The 18,945-nt window shown below is 47.7% G+C and carries 17 protein-coding genes; 9 read left to right on the top strand and 8 right to left on the bottom strand.

Features of this window, described 5'->3' with window-relative positions:
* Positions 1-111 precede the first annotated feature (111 nt).
* The 4 genes from aspS to SD450_RS03955 all read left to right on the top strand — a co-directional run bounded on the left by aspS (position 112) and on the right by SD450_RS03955 (position 4,233).
* On the top strand, positions 112-1,860 hold the full coding sequence (gene aspS / locus SD450_RS03970; RefSeq protein WP_318343336.1) for an aspartate--tRNA ligase: 1,749 nt from the start codon (positions 112-114) through the stop codon (positions 1,858-1,860).
* Positions 1,861-1,915: 55 nt separating this feature from the next.
* Positions 1,916-3,697 carry a chloride channel protein gene (locus SD450_RS03965; protein WP_318343335.1) on the top strand — a complete coding sequence of 594 codons (1,782 nt, stop codon included), beginning with the start codon at positions 1,916-1,918 and terminating at the stop codon, positions 3,695-3,697.
* Positions 3,694-3,957: a hypothetical protein gene (locus SD450_RS03960; protein ID WP_318343334.1), complete on the top strand. Its 264-nt coding sequence runs from the start codon at positions 3,694-3,696 to the stop codon at positions 3,955-3,957. Before SD450_RS03965 ends, SD450_RS03960 begins: the two co-directional genes overlap by 4 nt.
* 81 nt (positions 3,958-4,038) lie before the next feature.
* Positions 4,039-4,233, top strand: coding sequence for a cold-shock protein (locus SD450_RS03955; RefSeq protein WP_318343333.1), 195 nt, complete (start codon positions 4,039-4,041; stop codon positions 4,231-4,233).
* Positions 4,234-4,289: 56 nt separating this feature from the next.
* On the opposite strand, the gene SD450_RS03950 is transcribed toward SD450_RS03955, so the two are convergent.
* Positions 4,290-4,736, bottom strand: a complete 447-nt coding sequence (locus SD450_RS03950; protein WP_318343332.1) for a nucleoside deaminase — start codon at positions 4,734-4,736, stop codon at positions 4,290-4,292.
* Positions 4,737-4,823: 87 nt separating this feature from the next.
* Here SD450_RS03950 and SD450_RS03945 point away from each other — a divergent pair, with 87 nt between their 5' ends.
* The gene (locus SD450_RS03945; RefSeq protein ID WP_318343331.1) at positions 4,824-6,602 is read left to right on the top strand and encodes a 1-deoxy-D-xylulose-5-phosphate synthase; all 1,779 of its coding nucleotides are present in this window, start codon (positions 4,824-4,826) and stop codon (positions 6,600-6,602) included.
* Positions 6,593-7,651, top strand: coding sequence for a DUF3078 domain-containing protein (locus tag SD450_RS03940; RefSeq protein WP_318343330.1), 1,059 nt, complete (start codon positions 6,593-6,595; stop codon positions 7,649-7,651). The genes SD450_RS03945 and SD450_RS03940 overlap by 10 nt, the downstream gene beginning before the upstream one ends.
* Here SD450_RS03940 and dgt read toward each other — a convergent pair.
* Positions 7,648-9,006 (bottom strand): dGTP triphosphohydrolase, encoded by a 1,359-nt coding sequence (gene dgt / locus SD450_RS03935; RefSeq protein ID WP_318343329.1) that lies wholly within the window; start codon positions 9,004-9,006, stop codon positions 7,648-7,650. The genes SD450_RS03940 and dgt overlap by 4 nt on opposite strands.
* A gap of 326 nt (positions 9,007-9,332) precedes the next feature.
* On the opposite strand from dgt, the gene SD450_RS03930 reads away from it, so the two are divergent.
* The 3 genes from SD450_RS03930 (at position 9,333) to SD450_RS03920 (ending at position 14,111) form a co-directional block, all read left to right on the top strand.
* Positions 9,333-10,547 carry a porin gene (locus SD450_RS03930; RefSeq protein WP_318343328.1) on the top strand — a complete coding sequence of 405 codons (1,215 nt, stop codon included), beginning with the start codon at positions 9,333-9,335 and terminating at the stop codon, positions 10,545-10,547.
* 71 nt (positions 10,548-10,618) lie between these two features.
* Entirely contained in the window at positions 10,619-12,916 is a 2,298-nt protein-coding gene (locus SD450_RS03925; protein ID WP_318343327.1) for an inorganic phosphate transporter, read from the top strand.
* A 34-nt stretch (positions 12,917-12,950) separates the two neighbouring features.
* Positions 12,951-14,111 carry a glycoside hydrolase family 130 protein gene (locus tag SD450_RS03920; RefSeq protein ID WP_318343326.1) on the top strand — a complete coding sequence of 387 codons (1,161 nt, stop codon included), beginning with the start codon at positions 12,951-12,953 and terminating at the stop codon, positions 14,109-14,111.
* Between the two features lie 4 nt (positions 14,112-14,115).
* Here the strand turns inward: SD450_RS03920 and nadD are convergent, their stop codons facing one another.
* From nadD to SD450_RS03890, 6 genes are all read right to left on the bottom strand, one after another.
* Positions 14,116-14,700, bottom strand: a complete 585-nt coding sequence (nadD, locus tag SD450_RS03915; protein ID WP_318343325.1) for a nicotinate (nicotinamide) nucleotide adenylyltransferase — start codon at positions 14,698-14,700, stop codon at positions 14,116-14,118.
* Positions 14,701-14,702: 2 nt separating this feature from the next.
* Positions 14,703-15,302: a guanylate kinase gene (gene gmk / locus SD450_RS03910; protein ID WP_072880595.1), complete on the bottom strand. Its 600-nt coding sequence runs from the start codon at positions 15,300-15,302 to the stop codon at positions 14,703-14,705.
* Positions 15,299-16,156: a YicC/YloC family endoribonuclease gene (locus SD450_RS03905; protein ID WP_318343324.1), complete on the bottom strand. Its 858-nt coding sequence runs from the start codon at positions 16,154-16,156 to the stop codon at positions 15,299-15,301. Before SD450_RS03905 ends, gmk begins: the two co-directional genes overlap by 4 nt.
* Before the next feature lie 92 nt (positions 16,157-16,248).
* Complete coding sequence (locus tag SD450_RS03900; protein WP_318343542.1) at positions 16,249-16,959, bottom strand: 3-keto-disaccharide hydrolase; 711 nt, start codon at positions 16,957-16,959, stop codon at positions 16,249-16,251.
* A gap of 43 nt (positions 16,960-17,002) precedes the next feature.
* On the bottom strand, positions 17,003-17,743 hold the full coding sequence (locus tag SD450_RS03895; protein ID WP_318343323.1) for a 3-keto-disaccharide hydrolase: 741 nt from the start codon (positions 17,741-17,743) through the stop codon (positions 17,003-17,005).
* 89 nt (positions 17,744-17,832) lie between these two features.
* Positions 17,833-18,885, bottom strand: a complete 1,053-nt coding sequence (locus SD450_RS03890; RefSeq protein WP_318343322.1) for a sugar phosphate isomerase/epimerase family protein — start codon at positions 18,883-18,885, stop codon at positions 17,833-17,835.
* Positions 18,886-18,945: the final 60 nt, after the last annotated feature.

Below are 18,945 nucleotides of genomic sequence, written 5' to 3'. Positions count from 1 at the left end.
CGATGATGGTTCCCTCTTAGCCAGAAATGATGGGTCTGGGACAGAAAATCAGTTTATCTCGCTATAAATATGTGCTTTCCTATTAAATTTGCCCTCTCATTAACAGACATCATGTATAGAAGCAATACTTGTGGCGAACTCAGGGCGTCACATATCGGTTCAGAGGTAATTTTGAGTGGTTGGGTGCACAAGCTACGCGACAAAGGTTTTGTGGCCTGGGTGGATCTGCGCGACCGTTATGGGATCACGCAATTGGTATTTGATGAGGAGCGCACTTCAACAGAACTTCTGGAACAGGCCAGGGAACTGGGACGGGAGACCGTTATCCAGGCCAAGGGACAGGTCATAGAACGGGCCTCCAAAAATCCCAACATCCCCACAGGCGAGATCGAGGTATTGGTGACCGAACTGACCATCTTGAACAGCTCCCTCCTGCCCCCCTTCACCATTGAGGATGATACCGATGGTGGTGAGGACATCCGCATGAAGTACCGTTATTTGGATATTCGCCGGAATCCGGTAAAAAATAATCTCATTTTCAGGCACAAAGTGACCATGGAGGTCCGAAAATACCTTTCGGACCAAGGCTTTATCGATGTGGAGACCCCATATCTCATCAAATCCACTCCTGAGGGTGCCCGTGACTTTTTGGTGCCAAGCCGAATGAACGAAGGACAGTTCTATGCCCTTCCGCAATCCCCCCAGACCTTCAAACAGTTGTTGATGGTGGGTGGCATGGACAAATATTTCCAGATCGTAAAATGTTTCAGGGACGAAGACCTCCGTGCGGACAGACAGCCGGAATTCACCCAAATCGATTGTGAAATGGCCTTTGTGGAACAGGAGGACATCCTCAACACCTTCGAGGGCCTCGCCAAACACCTTTTGAAGGAAATCAAAGGCGTGGACATTCAGGAATTTCCAAGAATGACCTATGACGATGCCATGCGCCTTTATGGCAACGACAAACCGGACATCCGTTTCGGGATGCAGTTCGGTGAACTGAACGCTGTGGCTCAGCACAAGGATTTCAATGTGTTCAACACTGCCGAATTGGTAGTGGGCATTGCTGTTCCCGGTGCATCCGAATATACCCGCAAGGAAATTGACGCTCTGATCGACTGGGTAAAACGCCCACAGGTCGGCGCCAAAGGAATGGTCTATGTGAAATGTAACGAAGATGGTTCCTATAAATCCTCCGTGGACAAATTCTACGACGAACAAGATTTGGCAAAATGGGCCGAAGTGACCGGAGCCAAACCAGGCGACCTCATCTGTGTGCTATCCGGTGATGCCAACGTGACCCGGGCACAGCTCAGCGCGCTCCGCATGGAATTGGCCACTAGGCTCGGACTTCGAAAACCGAATGAATTTGCCCCACTTTGGGTAGTGGACTTCCCGTTGTTGGAACTGGATGAGGAAACAGGCACCTATCATGCCATGCACCATCCCTTTACCTCGCCCAAACCCGGTCAATTGGAGCTGTTGGAGACCAATCCCGGCGCGGTCAAGGCCAATGCCTATGATTTGGTGCTGAACGGAAATGAAATTGGTGGGGGATCCATCCGTATCCATGACAAGGAAACCCAGGCCACCATGTTCAAACATTTGGGCTTTACTCCCGAAGAGGCCAAGGCCCAGTTCGGCTTTTTGATGGATGCCTTCCAATATGGCGCCCCGCCCCATGGTGGAATTGCCTTCGGTCTGGACCGATTGGTGTCCATTTTGGGTGGACAGGAGACCATCAGGGACTTTATCGCATTCCCCAAGAACAACAGCGGACGGGATGTGATGATAGATGCCCCTGCCAAAATCGATGAGGCACAGTTGAAGGAACTACATATCAAATTGGACTTATAAAATTCATCCCGCCCAAGGCGGGATTTTTAATACCTTTAAGTACACCGTTAGCTAAATGCCCAATAAGAAAAGCTTACTTACCCGCTTTCTGAAATGGAGGTACAAAAACATCTCCAATAAGACCTTTGTGCACCTCATGAGCCTGGTCGTGGGCTTTTTGGCCGGTTTGGTGGCCGTCACCCTGAAGAACATCACCTATTTTATAGAATCCCTCTTGAAAATGGGCATCATCTTTTCCGAGAACCAACTGTACTTCATTCTGCCCACTATCGGTCTGACCTTTGTGTACCTCTACGTAAAATACGTGCAGAAGAAACCGCTGCAACATGCCGTTTCGTCTATCATCTTTTCCCTTTCTAAAAAAGGAGGGTTGTTGGGGGTCAAGGACATCTACACCCCTCTGATCACTGCACCGTTGACGGTCGGTTTTGGGGGTTCCGTGGGGCTTCTGGGACCAGCGGTCAAATCGGGTTCCGCCATCAGCTCCAACCTAAGCAGGTTGTTCCATATCGACACCAAGACACGGTCCTTATTGGTGGCCTGTGCCTCCGCCGGGGCCATTTCGTCCATTTTCCAATCGCCCATTGCCGCCATCATCTTTGCCGTGGAGGTGTTCACATTGGATTTGACCATGATGTCCATGCTGCCATTGCTCCTTGCCTCGATTTCAGGGGTGCTTACCTCCTATTTCTTTTTGGGGAACGAGGTGCTTTTCAGTTTCTCGCTGTCCGAAGGGTTCCAGTTGAACGACACTCCCTTTTATATTCTCCTAGGGGTTGGCACCGCTTTTGCTTCCATCTATTTTACCAAGATGTACTTTGCTATCCTGAATTTTTTCAAACGGTTCAAAAGCCCAAAATACAAGCTCTTGGTGGGTGGAATAGCCATCGGTGTCATGCTCTACGCCATTCCCCCGCTCTATGGCGAGGGCTTTGGATTTATCAACAACCTCTTGGACGGCAACCACTTGAAAGCCTTGGGCAAGACCCCTTTTGACGCTTATACCCATAACATTTGGGTGGTCATTGCCCTGTTGTTCGGTATCACCATCTTCAAAGCCATTGCGATGACGACCACTTTTGCCGCCGGGGGTGCCGGGGGAATCTTTATCCCAACCATGGTGATGGGCAGCGCACTGGGCAATGTAGTGGCCAAGGTCATCAATAATCTGGGATTCGGGTTTGCGGTGTCCGAGAGCAATTTTACCCTTATCGGGATGGCCGGTCTCATCGCCGGGGTGATCCACGCCCCACTGACCGCTATCTTCCTTATCGCAGAGATCACCGGGGGCTACCAACTGTTTGTCCCTTTGATGATCACCGCCTCCATTTCGTACCTGATCACCAAAAATGCACTGGACTACACCATTTACACCAAAGAATTGGCCAAAATCGGTGCCCTTCTGTCCCACAACAAAGATCAAATGGTGTTGGGGCTCATGGAAATGGACGATGTGATCGAAAAAAACTTTATGCCCGTACATCCGCGCATGTCCTTGGGCGAAATGCTGCACGAATCCGTTTCCAAATCCACGAGGAACATTTTTCCGGTGTTGGACGATGACCAAAAACTGATGGGCATTATCTTATTGGACGATATCCGGCAATTCATGTTCGACACGGAACTTTACGACACCGTCTTCGTTAAAAATTTGATGCACGCCCCTCCCGAACATATTTTTTATGATAAGGACAATATGAAACAGGTGATGAAAAAATTCCAGGACAGTGGGGCCTGGAACCTCCCCGTTATCAAGGATGGAAAATATGAGGGTTTCATCTCCAAATCAAAATTATTGACGGCCTATCGTAGAAAATTGATCAATTACAGCCAATGAAATTCAAGTTCAAATATATCATCGTTCTGGTCACTTTGGCCGCCATCGCTTCCATCATCTATGGTTTTTCCATCAAGGAAGAAGACCCGAGCTTGGGCCATAAGTGCATTGGCCTGGGCACCGTGGGGCTCTTTTTTGTGGCCATGCCCCTCTTTTTGATGAAGGAAAGCAAGGGGAAAAACATGAAAGATTACATGTTGACTAAGGAAAACATTAAGAAAATGCAAGAAAAGGAGCGAAAAAAGACTGAAAATCAATAATTTTCTTAAGATTTAATATTCAATTCATCCATTGCGACCCAAAAAACTCTACTTTCGTGTTTTAACAAATTATTTATATTAATGACTGGTACAGTAAAATTTTTTAATGGATCCAAAGGGTATGGGTTCATTACCAACGACGACACAGGAAAGGACATCTTCGTTCATGTTACGGCTTTGAACGGGGTGGAATTGAACGAAGGCGACAAAGTAGAATACATCGAAGAAGACGGAAGAAAAGGAGTGGTTGCTGCACGTGTGCAGGTAATCGGATAACAACAATATTTTATTTTGATTTTTGTAGGACCCTGGCGCTGCCAGGGTTTTTTTGTTCAATTCAGGTTCCTTCTCTGGACAAAGAACCTTTTGAGCAGTTCGGAGGCCTCGTTTTCCATGACCCCTCCAAAAATCTCAGTCTTTGGGTGCAGGTTTCCACCCACCACACTGAATCCGCGCTCCAGATCGGCAGCCCCATAGACCACTTTGGAAATCTGGCTCCAGTAAAGTGCCCCGGCGCACATCTGGCAGGGTTCGAGGGTGACATAGAGGGTACACCCATGCAGGTATTTGCCTCCCAAAAAATTGGAAGCCGCCGTGATGGCCTGCATTTCGGCATGTGCCGTCACATCCTTTAAACGCTCGGTAAGGTTATGGCCGCTGCCAATGATCCTATTGTTCACCACCACCACTGCGCCAACGGGCACTTCCCCCATCTCAAAGGCGGTTTCGGCCTGTTGCAGGGCCTTTTTCATGAAATAGTGGTCATCGAACAGGTTCATTCGCAAAAAAAATTGAAAAATTCACAGATGGGCTAAGCTACGCATAAAAAAAGTTAGTCGATAATCGGTACTTTTGTTTTTTGTGCCTTGGAAAGACTTTTAACACATATCAATTCCCCCGAAGACCTCAAAAAATTGGGCCTGGACAAACTACCCAGACTTGCCCAAGAATTGCGGGAGTTCATCATTGACATTGTATCCACCAAGGAAGGTCACCTTGGTGCCAGTTTGGGGGTCGTGGAATTGACCATTGCCCTCCATTATGTTTTTGATACCCCAAAAGATAAGCTTATTTGGGATGTGGGCCATCAGGCCTACGGACATAAGATACTGACTGGAAGAAAGGAAATTTTCGACACCAACCGACAGCTTGGCGGCATCAGCGGATTTCCCAAGCGTAGCGAAAGTGTGTACGATGATTTTGGTACGGGCCACAGTTCCACCGCCATTTCCGCCATTCTGGGAATGGCCATGGCCTCCAGATTGAACGGTGATCATACCAAACAGCATATTGCCGTCGTGGGCGATGCTTCCATCGCCAGTGGGATGGCCTTCGAGGGACTCAACCATCTGGGGGTCACCGATGTGAATGCACTCATTATCCTGAACGACAATGCCATAGGCATAGACCCCAGCGTCGGGGCGCTCAAAAAATACCTCACCAATGTCAAAAAAGGAACCGCAAAGGACGAGAACATCTTCGAATGCCTCAACCTGAACTATTCCGGGCCCATGGACGGCCATGACATCGAGTCCTTGATCAAAGAACTGGAACGCTTGAAGCAACTGGATGGGCCAAAACTGTTGCACATCATAACCACCAAGGGAAGAGGGTTGAAAAAGGCTGAAGAGGACCAAGTGGTCTATCACGCCCCTGGGAAATTTGATAAAGTGACCGGGGAGCGCTTCAAAAAAACGAAGGAGGCCGAGCCGCCCAAATATCAAGATGTCTTTGGGCATACTTTGGTGGAATTGGCCGAGAAAAACGACAAAATTGTGGGGATAACGCCGGCAATGCCCACCGGAAGCTCTCTAAAATTCATGATGGACAAAATGCCCCACCGTGCTTTTGACGTAGGGATTGCCGAGCAGCATGCGGTTACCTTGGCGGCAGGGATGGCCACGCAAGGACTTGTTCCTTTTTGTAACATCTATTCCACTTTTTTACAACGGGCCTACGATCAAGTCATTCACGATGTGGCCCTTCAGAACATTCCGGTAATCTTCTGTTTGGACCGTGCGGGACTGGTGGGACAGGACGGGCCCACGCATCATGGGGTGTTTGACCTCGCCTATTTGAGGTGCATCCCCAACCTTGTTGTTTTTGCCCCCATGAACGAGATGGAACTGAGGAACATCATGTACACCGCCCAATTGGGGCTAAATGGACCCATTGCCATCCGGTACCCTCGGGGACAGGGCACCACCTTGGATTGGAAAAATGATCTTGAACCCGTTGAAATCGGTACGGCCAGATGCTTGAGGGAAGGGACCAAAGTAGCCGTGCTTTCCATTGGCCACATAGGAAACGAGGTGGAACGGGCCATAGCAGCCGTGGACAAACCGGAAAGCGTTGGCCACTACGATATGCGCTTTGCCAAACCCTTGGACAAACAAGTGCTCCGTCACATTTTTGAACGGTACGACCACATCATCACTGCGGAAGATGGGTGCCAAATGGGTGGATTCGGTTCGGCGGTACTGGAATTTGCAAACGGGGAACGGTTGTCCAAACCTGTTACCATTCTCGGTATTCCGGACAAGTTTGTGGATCATGGCACAATGGAAGAGACTCACCAGATGGCTGGTATAGATTTTGATACAATTTTTTCACACATACAATCAACCTTGGACCAATGCGGATAATTTGTTTTCTGATTTTATTCCTTACTATTTCCCTATCAACGCATGCACAGATCAATCGTTTAAAAGTCTTCGAACCCGATAGTACGGAAACGGGTTTCAAGATTGTCCGCATCAAGGACACCAAACTCCGGTATCTTACCCGGGAGGCAAAGTTGACCGATCCACGGACCGTGCTGAACCGGGTCCAGCCATTGAAAAAATGGTACAAACGCTTCAAGCCCACTTCCTTTTGGAAAAAGGTCAACGAATTTGGCCTCAACATCAACGAGGTTTCCTTTGTGAACTGGAATGCGGGAGGGGACAATTCCGTTTCTGCCTTGGCGAGCTTTCGGTTTGCCCGAAACTACAAGTTCCGCTATCTGAACTGGGACAATGAGGCGCAGCTCCGGTATGGCATGAATGCCCAGGAAGGCAGAAAACTCCGGAAAACGGACGATCAGCTCCGGCTTTCGACCACCATAAGTTTCAGAAGGGATACCATAACCAACTGGTACTATTCCGTAAAAGCCAATTTCAACACCCAATTTTCAAATGGTTTCAAATATCCGGACAGGGAGAACCCCATTTCTCGGTTCATGGCCCCTGGATATCTTTTTGTGGGTGTAGGTACTTCCTATATTCCACCCAACGACAAGTTCAACCTCTATATTTCCCCAGCTACCATGAAATCCACCTTTGTTCTGGACGAGACCCTGTCCAATCTGGGTTCCTTCGGTGTGGAAGAAGGAGAGAATGTGTTCATGGAAATGGGTTTTCTGGTCACCAATACCTGGGAAAAGGAAATCTTGAAAAATGTGCAGATGAAGCATCGGATCAACCTTTATACCGATTATGTGCGGAGTTTCGGCAATATCGATGTGGACTGGGAAATGAGCTTCAACCTCAAGGTCAATCAGTACATCAATGCGAACATTGGTACCCATCTCATTTTTGACGATGACATCAAGTTTGATGAAGTGGTGGCCGATGACGGTACCATAGTTGACCCCGGCATTCCCCGCATCCAGTTCAAGCAGCTGCTCGGAGTGGGTATCCTTTACAATTTTTAAATCGTCCTTCCCGTCAATTTATCGTGGATGTGCACGGCCGCGCTGTCCGAAAGACTGGCCACGAAGCAACTGGTGCCCAATAATATCGTATAGATGTCAACATCTGTTTTCCGATACATTTCGGGCAGACTTTTCACAAGCAACCGGTCATAATTGGTGTCACGCCCTTCCTTGATGTTCACAAGTGCCGTGGTGTACATTTCCAAAAGATCGGATATGATGCGATACCCCGCCAGTTCCTTGTCGATCACTTCGGTGGATTGATAGATTCGCTCCACGCTCAATTTTATGATGTCGTCTACTTGGGCCTTGTATTTTCCCTTGTCCAAAAGCGCAGCGTCAAAATTGCCTTCCAAGATCTTGTCCTCGTTCGCCACAAAAACCTCAACAGCATCACCGATGAGGGTATTGATGGCCAAGGCCCTCAAATAGCTCAATCGGTCACTGGAACTGGTCATGGCATTGTATTTTTGGGTATTGATGTTCCCTTTCACCAAATTGATCAGGTATTCCAGGGCATATTCTTCCGGCACAAGCCCAAGGTTGATGCCATCCTCAAAATCGATGATGGTATAGCAGATATCATCGGCCGCCTCCACTAAGTAGGTCAACGGATGTCGAAAGAAAGCCGTCCCAGGGGCATTGGGATTTGGCACCAGCCCAATTTCATCGGCAACTTCCAAGAAAAAATCCTTTTCCGATTGGAAATACCCAAATTTCTTGTCCGCAATATGTCGGGAAGGCTTTTTGGGCAACGAAGCCTTGGGGTATTTCATAAAAGTGCCCAAGGTGGCGTAACTCAACCGAAGCCCACCGGGAACCCCTTCCCTGGATTCCGTCAGCAATTTAAAGCCATTCGCATTTCCTTCAAAATCGATCAAATCCTGATACTCCACATCGGAAAGGACATCCCGATATCTTTTGCCACTGCCTTGTGCAAAGTAGTTCCCAATGGCCTTTTCCCCACTGTGCCCAAAGGGCGGGTTGCCGATGTCGTGGGCCAGGGCGGCAGCGGCCACAATGGCACCAAAATCATTGAACTGATAGCCGTGCACTTCGGACAGAAAGGGGTATTTGGACAAGATCTGCTGTCCAGCGATGCGACCAAGGCTCCTACCCACCACGGAAACCTCCAGACTGTGGGTAAGGCGGGTGTGCACAAAATCCTTTTTGGACCCAATGCTGATGGGCATCGGGATTACCTGTGTCTTATCCTGAAGACTTCTAAAGGCAGAGGAGAAAATGATACGGTCATAATCCACTTCAAAGCCCAAACGGGTCTCGTTCTGCTCCTTGCGCAATCTTTTTCCCTTATCCCCGAATCTCCGTAATGAGAGTAGCTGTTCCCAGTCCATAATTTACTATTGGTGCAATATACGCCTAAGCTTTCATATGCGCCAAGCCAACCTGAAAGTACCCTTGTTTCCGGCAACATTTTGAATTTTAATGATTTCTTCATTTTAGCATTACACTTAGGACATCTAGAAGGAGCTATTTTGTAGAGTTTACAATAAGGTTTTCGTTACGGATATTAGTTTTTGTCGACTATTCTTCGAAATCCTAGGGCCGCCTTTTCAGTAAGGTGGCCCTTTTTTGCATAATACATTCTTATCATAACATACAGGAAACATTAACTTAACATTGGGTACGGTTCTTTGCAGCGACAAAAACTAGTACTGTAATGGATATCAAAAAGTTGGCCCTGTTGGGGTCCTACTTTCTTTTCCTATGCATTCATTTTTCCTATTCGCAATACCAAGCCCAAACCTCATTTGGCAATGGCCTGTTCAATATTGTGGGGAAGGACAGCAGTTGGACCGCAAAGGTGGGGGCACGAATGCAGATCTTGGCCGTTTCGTCTTGGGCCGAAAGCGAGGATGGAGGGCTTGGAAACCCCGAACAGAATTTTTTGGTACGTAGGGCCCGATTGAAATTTGATGGGTTCGTTCACACCCCAAAACTCAGGTACAAATTGGAGCTTGGACTCTCCAACCGTGATATTTCAGGGGGGTCGGAATTTACGGGAGACACCCCGAGATACATTTTGGATGCCGTGGTGATGTGGAACTTTTATGAAAATTTTGAACTCTGGTTCGGACAGACCAAACTTCCGGGGAACATTGAGCGGGTCATCTCCTCCGGAGACCTACAGCAGGTGGACAGGTCGTTGCTCAACAGCAGATTCAATATAGACCGCGACATGGGCTTTCAGTTAAGACATCATTTCAAGTTGGGAAAAAAAGCAATGGTGCGTGAAAAATTTGCCTTCTCGCAAGGTGAGGGCAGAAACGTTACCAAAGGTAACCTGGGAGGACACCAATATACCTCACGGTTGGAATTCCTTCCGTTTGGCACCTTCATTTCCAAAGGTGACTACAAAGGAGCCGACCTGAAGCGTGAACCAGCCCCAAAACTGATGGTCGGGGTCACCTATGACATCAATAAGGATGCCGTAAGGACCCGAAGCAATATGGGGACATTCATGCAAACGGATACCGGATTGTACCAAACGGACATTTCAACCCTGTTCGGGGACTTCATGTTCAAATACCTCGGGTTTTCCCTCATGGGCGAATATGCCCATCGCGATGCGGATAATCCTGTGGCCATCAATATGGACGGTACGGAAACGGGGGACATTGTACAGGTGGGAAATGGCCTGAATCTTCAAACGGGCTATCTTTTCAAGACCAATTGGGAAGTGTCCGCGAGATACACCCATATAGAATTAGATCGTGACATCACCGGAAAAAATCCGGAAGATCAATATACACTGGGACTTTCAAAGTATATTGTGGGACACAAACTGAAGGTGCAGACAGACCTCAGTTATTTGGATGTGGACAACGGAACGGACGAGGTGATGTTCCGCTTGCAATTGGACGTACACCTATAAAAAATAACCTTAACATAACTTAATCGTAGGTCAATCTCTTGATATTTGAAAAATTTTTTTGATTTTTAACTATGGACAATATTTACTTCCTCATAATGGTTGCGCTTGCAGTACTGGCCATTGCCGACCTGGTAGTTGGTGTGAGCAATGATGCCGTGAACTTCCTGAACTCAGCCATTGGATCCAAGGCCCTTTCCTTCAAGACCATTATGATCGTAGCGAGCATAGGCATTGCCTGTGGCGCCATTTTTTCCAGTGGACTTATGGAAGTTGCCCGAAAAGGGATCTTTAACCCCGGGGAATTCTATTTTGATGAGATCATGTTCATCTTTGTGGCCGTGATGATCACGGACATCCTCCTATTGGACTTTTTCAATACCTTGGGGATGCCCACCTCTACCACAGTCTCCATTGTATTCAACCTTTTGGGGGCAGCGGTGGCCATGGCCTTGATCAAGATCGGGGCGGCAAACGGAAACTTTTCCGATGTCATCAACTATATCAACACTGAAAAGGCCGTTGAGATCATTGTGGGTATCCTTTCCTCGGTCGTGATCGCATTTACTATTGGAGCGGCAGTACAATGGATTTCCAGGCTTTTGCTGTCCTACGATTTTCTGAAAAAACCCAAATGGACCGGCGCCATTTTTGGAGGGCTTGCCCTTTCCGCCATCACCTATTTTATATTGATCAAGGGAATCAGCGGAACTCCTTTTGCCGATCGCACCTATGACTTTATCGGGGGGATGACCATCAAGAATTTTCTAGAGACCAGTGTCTATCAGGTCGTTGTGGTGAACTTTTTGGCATGGGCCCTCATTTCGTATCTCCTCATCCTGTTTGCCAAGACCAATATCTATAAGCTCATCATCGGAGTGGGTACCTTTTCCCTTGCCTTGGCCTTTGCAGGCAACGACCTTGTGAATTTTATCGGGGTGCCCATTGCCGGGCTACAGTCCTATCAGGCCTGGAGTGCTTCCGGAATCCCAGCTTCGGAGTTCAGTATGGAGGTGCTTTCATCCAAGGTGGAGACCCCTACCGTATTACTGTTCATTTCGGGCATGGTGATGGTGGCCACGTTATGGTTTTCAAAGAAGGCCCGGTATGTGGCCGACACCGAGATCAACCTTTCCCGAGAGGGAGAGGCCAACGAAAGGTTCCAGCCCAATTATCTATCACGAAGCCTTGTGCGATATTCCATTGCCGTTTCGGAATGGGTCTCTTCCATGGTGCCTTCCAATGTAAAAACAGCGGTTGACAAAAGATTTCAAAAACCTGTCATCAATCTGTCGAGGGACAAGGTACACCATTTGCCCGCCTTCGATATGATCAGGGCTTCTGTAAACCTTATGGTGGCCGGTATCCTGATTTCCGTGGCCACATCCTACAAATTGCCCCTTTCCACCACCTATGTGACCTTTATGGTAGCGATGGGTACCTCTTTGGCCGACAGGGCCTGGGGGGCCGAAAGTGCCGTTTACAGGGTGGCAGGTGTGCTCAATGTCATCGCGGGATGGTTCAGTACTGCCATCATCGCATTTATAGCCTCTGGGACCATCTTGGCACTGATCAGTTTTGGCAAGGGTGCCGCCATCGCCATTTTGCTGTTTGCGGCCGTACTGCTGTTGGTGAGGAACTACATTTCCTATAACAAGAAGACAAAGGAAATCAAGGTGGAGGATCGTCTAAGAAGAGCGGAGAGCAGCTCCATACAGGGAGTGATCGAGGAAAGTGCCGCCAACATTGCCAATGTGGTAAAACGTAGCAAAAAGATCTATTCCAATTCCATCAACGGGTTGGCCAAACAGGACCTCAACTTTTTGAAGAAGAACAAAAAACAGGGGAATAAATTGGCCGGGGAAATCGAAGATCTTCGGGAACACACCTTTTATTTCATCAAAAACCTCGAGGAAGCCCATATTGGTGCCAGTAACTTTTACATCAATGCCATGGGGCACCTGACCGATATTTCACAGTCGCTTGAATATATCGGAAAAGTGAGCTATAACCATGTGCACAACAACCACAAGAAACTTAAGTATAACCAAATCAAGGAGCTGAAGGAAATAGACCAAAAGCTGGAAGATCTCTTTGACAGGACCCAAAAAGCCTTTGAGGCCAAATCTTTTGAGCAGATAGGCGCCATTTTGGATTCCAAACAAGATCTTTTCGATATGGTTTCCCAAAAAATAGACCGGCAGGTTTCCAGGACAAGGACCGAGGAGTCCAGTCCCAAGAACACAACCCTTTATTTTTCCCTTTTGCTGGAGACCCGTGATTTGATGACCGCCATGATGGATCTTTTGGATCAATATTACGAGCAGCACGACAGCTCCGTGGTACCGGCCAAGATCACGGAGAAGAAATAAAAAACGTATCTTTTCCAGCAAATCCTGCTGAAAAATGATGCACAATTTCTTCACCTTGGTCATTAAGTCCAACTCTAAAAATGGCATGGTCATGCTTTGTGGGTTCGTCTATGTGTTTCTTATGTCCTCTTCTTTTTCCACTTTGGCGCAAACCAAGGAAAAGGAATGGATGTTGGGGCCTTTTGAGCGTGCGGAAAACGCAAGTCCCATTCTCCAAAAAGATGAAGGCTCCGTTTTCAAGGATCCAATTACGCATGAGCTTTCCCATTGGGAATCCATGGCCACTTTCAATCCGGCGGCCATTGTGAAGGGTGGGAGCATTCATGTGCTTTACAGGGCCGAGGAAAAATTGGGGGAAAAGGAAATTGGAGGGCACCGTTCCAGGATCGGGATGGCCGTTTCACCTGATGGAGTCACCTATTCAAAACGCCCCTCACCTATTTTTTATCCTGATGAAGATGGCCAAAAGTCGAATGAATGGCCAGGAGGCACGGAAGACCCCAGGATTGTAGAGACCGAAGATGGGCTGTATGTGCTCACCTACACGCAATGGAACCGCGAAGTGCCCCGATTGGCAGTGGCCACTTCCAAAGATCTGGTGCATTGGGAAAAGCATGGCCCTGTTTTCAAAAAGTATAAGGAAGGTATCTACCACACAAGCGAAACCAAATCTGGGGCCATCGTGACCGAGCTCAAAAACGGGAAGTTGATCGCAGCAAAGATCAATGGAAAATATTGGATGTACTATGGGGTTCCACACATTTGGCTGGCCAGTTCAACAAATCTGAAAGACTGGGCACCCGTGGAAACCTACGAAGGCAAGCTTGCCCCAGTTTTAAGCCCCAGACCCGGTTATTTTGATTCTTGGCTGGTGGAGGCCGGACCACCTCCCTTGCTCACCGAAAAAGGCATTGTGGTGCTCTACAATGCAGGAAACTCACAGAACATAGGAGTAAAGGAACTGGGCAATCGAATTTACACGGGTGGACAGGCACTTTTTGACCCCAACGAGCCCTGGAAGTTGCTGGACCGCACCGATGCACCCTTCATCAAACCCGAACTGCCTTTTGAAAAATCGGGACAGTATGTAGATGGCACTACTTTTTTGGAAGGACTTGTACTGTTCAACGGGACTTGGTATCTGTATTATGGCACGGCCGATAGCATGGTGGGGGTAGTGACGGCCAAACAATGACCTGTTATCTGTAAAAATTCATCTCATCCATATACTTCCATACGGCAAAAGAAAGCATGGGTTTGATATTTTTCCCCAATTTATGGGCCTTACGGATGAAGGTAGATGAAATTTCCATAATAGGGGCATCCACCTTTTTGATCTTGGGATGTCCATGAAATTGGTGTTCTATTATTCCTTCGGAAATTCTGGGATAGACATAGATAAAATGATGTTCCAAAATGGTCTCATAGTTTTTCCATTTATGGAAACCCTTCAAGTTGTCCTCTCCCATGATGAGCGAAAACTGGTGACCTTCCCCATATTTTTCATCCAAATGGACCAAGGTATTGACGGTGTAGTTGGGTTGTGGCAGGTCAAACTCGATCTTGCTGGGTTTTAGCTTGTCATAGTCCTGTACGGCCTCGTACACCATTTGGTACCTGTGGTGGTCCTCCAAAAGCGATTGCTTGGTCTTGAACGGACTTTGGGGGGTGATAACGAACCAAACCTCATCCAGGTCCGAAAACTCCACCAAATGGTTGGCTATGATCAAATGGCCTATATGTATCGGGTTGAAGGTCCCAAAAAAGAGCCCTACCTTTTTCATACTTATTCTTCTTTTGGACCGGGTACCTTGGCGCCGACATATTCGGCGACCAACTGGTGTGCCTCGTTGAGTGCCACATCCAAATCGTAATTCTTTATGATCTTATCAAACTGTGGGGCCGTGGCCAGTTCCACAGAGGCTTTTGCAATACGCATATTGATCTTGTCGTCGCTTTCCGTGCTCCTTTTCTTCAGTCTGATCTTCAACTCGTCCACACTGGGCGGTTTCACAAAAACGGCCAAAGTCTTGTCGGGAAATTTTTTCTTTATGCGCAGGCCTCCCACCACATCGATGTCAAAGATGACGTTTTTGCCCTCGGCCCAAAGCCGTTCCACTTCACTTTTCAGCGTTCCGTAAAAATTATCTCGATAGACCTCTTCCCACTCCAAAAAATCTTCGTTTTTGATGTGTCGCTTGAATTCCGATACCGACATGAAGTAATAATTGACACCATGTTTTTCTTTGCCCCTTCGCGGTCTTGAGGTTGCGGATACGGAAAAGGCCAGGTTCAGTTCGGGTTGTTTCAATAAATGTTGGACGATGGTGGTCTTTCCACTACCGGACGGTGCCGAAAAAATGATGAGTTTTCCTCCTTCTGTCATAATACATTGAGCATTTGTTCCTTTATCTTTTCCAGTTCGTCCTTCATCTGCACCACCAATTGCTGCATGGGGGCATAGTTGGCCTTGGAACCAATGGTATTGATCTCCCTACCGATTTCCTGTGCGATGAACCCCAACTTTTTTCCATTGGAGTCATGGGATTTCAAGGTCGCCTTGAAATAGTCCAAGTGGTTGGCCAAACGTACTTTTTCCTCGGTGATGTCGTATTTTTCAAGGTAATAGATGAGTTCCTGCTCAAATCGGTTGGCGTCCAGTTCCACCTTGAGGTCGGCCACGGCCTTCTCCAAACGTTCCCTCACCGTTGCCAGTCGCTCCGGGTCCATCACTTTGATCTGTGCCAACAAGGTGTTCAGGTTGTCGAGGCGTTCGTCAAAATCCTTCTCCAACACTTTTCCTTCCTCATTCCTAAAGGAAACGATCTCGGAAAGGGCCTCTTTCATGGCTCCAATTATGGCTTCGTATTCCGCCTCATCAATATCGTCCCTCTCGGTCTTCAGCGTATCTGGCATGCGCAATGCCAGTTCCAATAGTTTGATATCATCCCCTTTGGCAATGTTCGCCAACTGTTCCATGTATTTTTTCACCATGCCCTGGTTCACTTCCGCCGTGGTCTCCTCCCCGGTGATTTCCACATAAAGGGCAAGGTCCACTTTTCCGCGTACCAAAACATCGGCTATCATCTTGCGAAGTTCCAATTCTTTTTCCCTGTAGGTTTGTGGAATCCTTGCGTTGATGTCCAAGTTCTTGCTGTTGAGCGATTTTAGCTCAACAGTAATCTTCTTTGAAGGGAGTTGCACGATGTGCTTCCCAAAGCCGGTCATGGATTGGATCATATATATATGAAAATTTTGCCAAAGGTAACCAAAATAGCTTTTGGCCTCTTTGCCCTCTGAAAATGTTAGGTATGGGAGTGGCTATGGAACTGTTATAGCTCCCTCACCCAAATGTTCCTATAACTCACCCTGCTGTTGTCCCCATGGTCTTGCAGCCTAATGGGGCCCTTGCCATGCGGCGGATTTTTTGGCCATCCAATGTAGGGGGTCGTTCCTTTTATCTCCACATGGTCCTGTATCAAAACCCCGTTGTGGATGACGGTCAAGGTCCCCGAGGTCACTTTTTGTCCCTTTTCAAAAACAGGGGCATGGTAGATGATGTCATACACGTTCCACTCGCCTGTGGGAACTGACGCCATGGCCAAGGGAACATGCTGTTTGTATATGGACCCCACCTGACCGTTCACATAGGTATCATTGTCATTGTTGTCCAGAACCTGCACTTCGTAGAGGTTGGAAAGGAACACCCCACTATTTCCCCTACTCTGGCCCTTGCCCTGCACCTCGGCAGGTGATTTCCATTCGATATGGAGTTGCACACTGCCAAAATTCTGCTTGGTCTGGATGTCACCTGTCCTGTTCTTCACGGTCATGCTGCCATCCTTATTAAGGGTCCATTTGGCCGCAGTGCTGTCCACGGAACTGATCCATTGGTCCAAACTGGTGCCGTCAAAAAGTACAATGGCATCACTGGGAGGTGCCCCGTTCTCTCCGGGCACCACCTTTGGTGGCACGGGTTTATAGCTTTCGGTTTCCTCTGGTTTGGTGGGCTCCACTTCTTGGGCGGACACGTATAGGCCCATCAGTATGGCCAGGGCCACGAAGATGTTTCTGAATGTTGACATGCTATAGTTCTTTGATCTTGATATTTCTGAAAGACACCACATTGCCGTGGTCCTGTAGTCCTATTTTACCTGTTTTGAAAGCTCCAAAAGCTTCCCAATCTGCAAACTTTGAATCGGCGACCAATGCATCCCATCCTTCACCTTCAACAGGAAATTCAACAACCTTGGTCCCATTGAGCATGATGTAACCTTCATTGGTCTTATGGTTGATCATGACTTCAACGGCATTCCATTCCCCTGCGGGTTTGACCACATTTGCTGATGGCGATACCATATCATAAAGGGCACCGGCCAAACGATCGGTACCGTTCTTCGCATCGGGGTGCCTCTCATCATCCAACACTTGGATCTCAGGGCCGGTCACATAGGGTTGTCCATATTCTTCACTTTCCTTGACACCCCAGAAAATACCGCTGTTCCCTCCTTCGGCAATGTTCCATTCCAAGGTGAGCACAAAATCGGTGAAGTCCTTGTCCGTGACCAGATTGTAGTTGGATCCTTCGGGCCTTGTTTCCGGTGGATAGAGTACCATACTGCTATTTTCTATCTTCCAAGGTTCACCTACTTCCCCACCATTGTAAAAGTGCCATCCTTCAAAGGATGAACCATCAAATAGCGTGGTCCACTCAGGCTCTTCCGCTACCTCGATGGTTTCTTCTGCCATTTCTTCCGTGTTTTCTTTTGGTTTTTCCTTACAGGCAAAAGCCACGGTAAGTACTGTCAACAAAATTGTTTTTTTCATCTATTCAAGTTTATATTGATTTTTATCGGTCACATCTAATCCACCATTGAACATCTCGGTAGTACCAAGAATTGTCATGGTTCACTTTTTTATAATCCCAATATCCTTTTAAGTTTTTCTGAATCTACGTCCGAGCCAGCAAAATCATCAAAAGTTTTGGTGGTTGCCTCAATGATATGGTCCTGTATGAACTTGGCTCCCTCACGAGCTCCCTGTTCCGGGCTCTTGATGCAGCATTCCCATTCCATCACGGCCCACACATCACATCCGTATTGGGTCAATTTGGAAAAAATGGTCTTAAAATCGATTTGGCCATCTCCCAAGGAACGGTACCTACCTGCCCTATCGCCCCAGTCGTTGTATCCTCCAAAGGCACCTTTCTTGCCCGTGGGATTAAATTCCGAATCCTTCACATGAAATGCCTTGATGAACTCATGGTAATGATCTATGTATGTAATGTAGTCCAACTGCTGTAGTACAAAATGGCTTGGATCATAAAGAATGTTCACCCGCTTATGGTTGCCCGTGGCTTCCAAGAATCGCTCAAAGGTGTCCCCATCATGCAAGTCTTCCCCTGGATGGATCTCATAACAGACATCCACTCCTTCTTTATCAAAATGATCCAGAATGGGCATCCATCTCTTGGCCAGTTCCTCAAAACCCATTTCCACCAATCCGGCAGGGCGTTGTGGCCATGGGTGGGCCGTGTGCCAAAGCAATGCCCCTGAAAAGGTCGCGTGCGCATTAAGGCCCAACCTTCTGCTGGCCGTGGCTGCTTTTTTTACGGTTTCGATGGCCCATTGGGTGCGCTCCTTGGGCTTGCCCTTAAGGGCATCGGGCGCAAAGTTGTCGAACATGATGTCATACGCTGGGTGTACCGCTACCAATTGTCCTTGCAAGTGGGTGGATAGTTCCGTGATCTCCAATCCATAGGAATTGATCTTGCCCTTCAGTTCGTCACAATAATCCTGGCTTTCGGCTGCCTTGTCCAAATCGATGAGGAACGATTCCCAAGTGGGTATCTGTATCCCTTTGTACCCTAAACTTGAGGCCCATTTGCAAAGTCCGTCCAAAGAGTTGAACGGAGGTTGACTGTCCACAAATTGTGCTAAGAATACAGCCGGTCCTTTGATTGTTTTCATTTAAAATTGATTTTAGGAATTTGTAAATCCACATCCATTTGGGATTTATCATCTATATTT

Source organism: Flagellimonas baculiformis (assembly GCF_033441575.1).
Classification (GTDB): domain Bacteria; phylum Bacteroidota; class Bacteroidia; order Flavobacteriales; family Flavobacteriaceae; genus Flagellimonas; species Flagellimonas baculiformis.
This window is presented reverse-complemented; position numbering and strand designations above follow the sequence as displayed.

Coding starts and splice junctions, on each gene's coding strand:
- aspS (WP_318343336.1), top strand. CDS start 112: ATGTATAGAAGCAATACTTGTGGCGAACTCAGGGCGTCACATATCGGT.
- SD450_RS03965 (WP_318343335.1), top strand. CDS start 1,916: ATGCCCAATAAGAAAAGCTTACTTACCCGCTTTCTGAAATGGAGGTAC.
- SD450_RS03960 (WP_318343334.1), top strand. CDS start 3,694: ATGAAATTCAAGTTCAAATATATCATCGTTCTGGTCACTTTGGCCGCC.
- SD450_RS03955 (WP_318343333.1), top strand. CDS start 4,039: ATGACTGGTACAGTAAAATTTTTTAATGGATCCAAAGGGTATGGGTTC.
- SD450_RS03950 (WP_318343332.1), bottom strand. CDS start 4,736: ATGAACCTGTTCGATGACCACTATTTCATGAAAAAGGCCCTGCAACAG.
- SD450_RS03940 (WP_318343330.1), top strand. CDS start 6,593: ATGCGGATAATTTGTTTTCTGATTTTATTCCTTACTATTTCCCTATCA.
- dgt (WP_318343329.1), bottom strand. CDS start 9,006: ATGGACTGGGAACAGCTACTCTCATTACGGAGATTCGGGGATAAGGGA.
- SD450_RS03930 (WP_318343328.1), top strand. CDS start 9,333: ATGGATATCAAAAAGTTGGCCCTGTTGGGGTCCTACTTTCTTTTCCTA.
- SD450_RS03925 (WP_318343327.1), top strand. CDS start 10,619: ATGGACAATATTTACTTCCTCATAATGGTTGCGCTTGCAGTACTGGCC.
- SD450_RS03920 (WP_318343326.1), top strand. CDS start 12,951: ATGATGCACAATTTCTTCACCTTGGTCATTAAGTCCAACTCTAAAAAT.
- nadD (WP_318343325.1), bottom strand. CDS start 14,700: ATGAAAAAGGTAGGGCTCTTTTTTGGGACCTTCAACCCGATACATATA.
- gmk (WP_072880595.1), bottom strand. CDS start 15,302: ATGACAGAAGGAGGAAAACTCATCATTTTTTCGGCACCGTCCGGTAGT.
- SD450_RS03905 (WP_318343324.1), bottom strand. CDS start 16,156: ATGATCCAATCCATGACCGGCTTTGGGAAGCACATCGTGCAACTCCCT.
- SD450_RS03900 (WP_318343542.1), bottom strand. CDS start 16,959: ATGGGCCTATACGTGTCCGCCCAAGAAGTGGAGCCCACCAAACCAGAG.
- SD450_RS03895 (WP_318343323.1), bottom strand. CDS start 17,743: ATGAAAAAAACAATTTTGTTGACAGTACTTACCGTGGCTTTTGCCTGT.
- SD450_RS03890 (WP_318343322.1), bottom strand. CDS start 18,885: ATGAAAACAATCAAAGGACCGGCTGTATTCTTAGCACAATTTGTGGAC.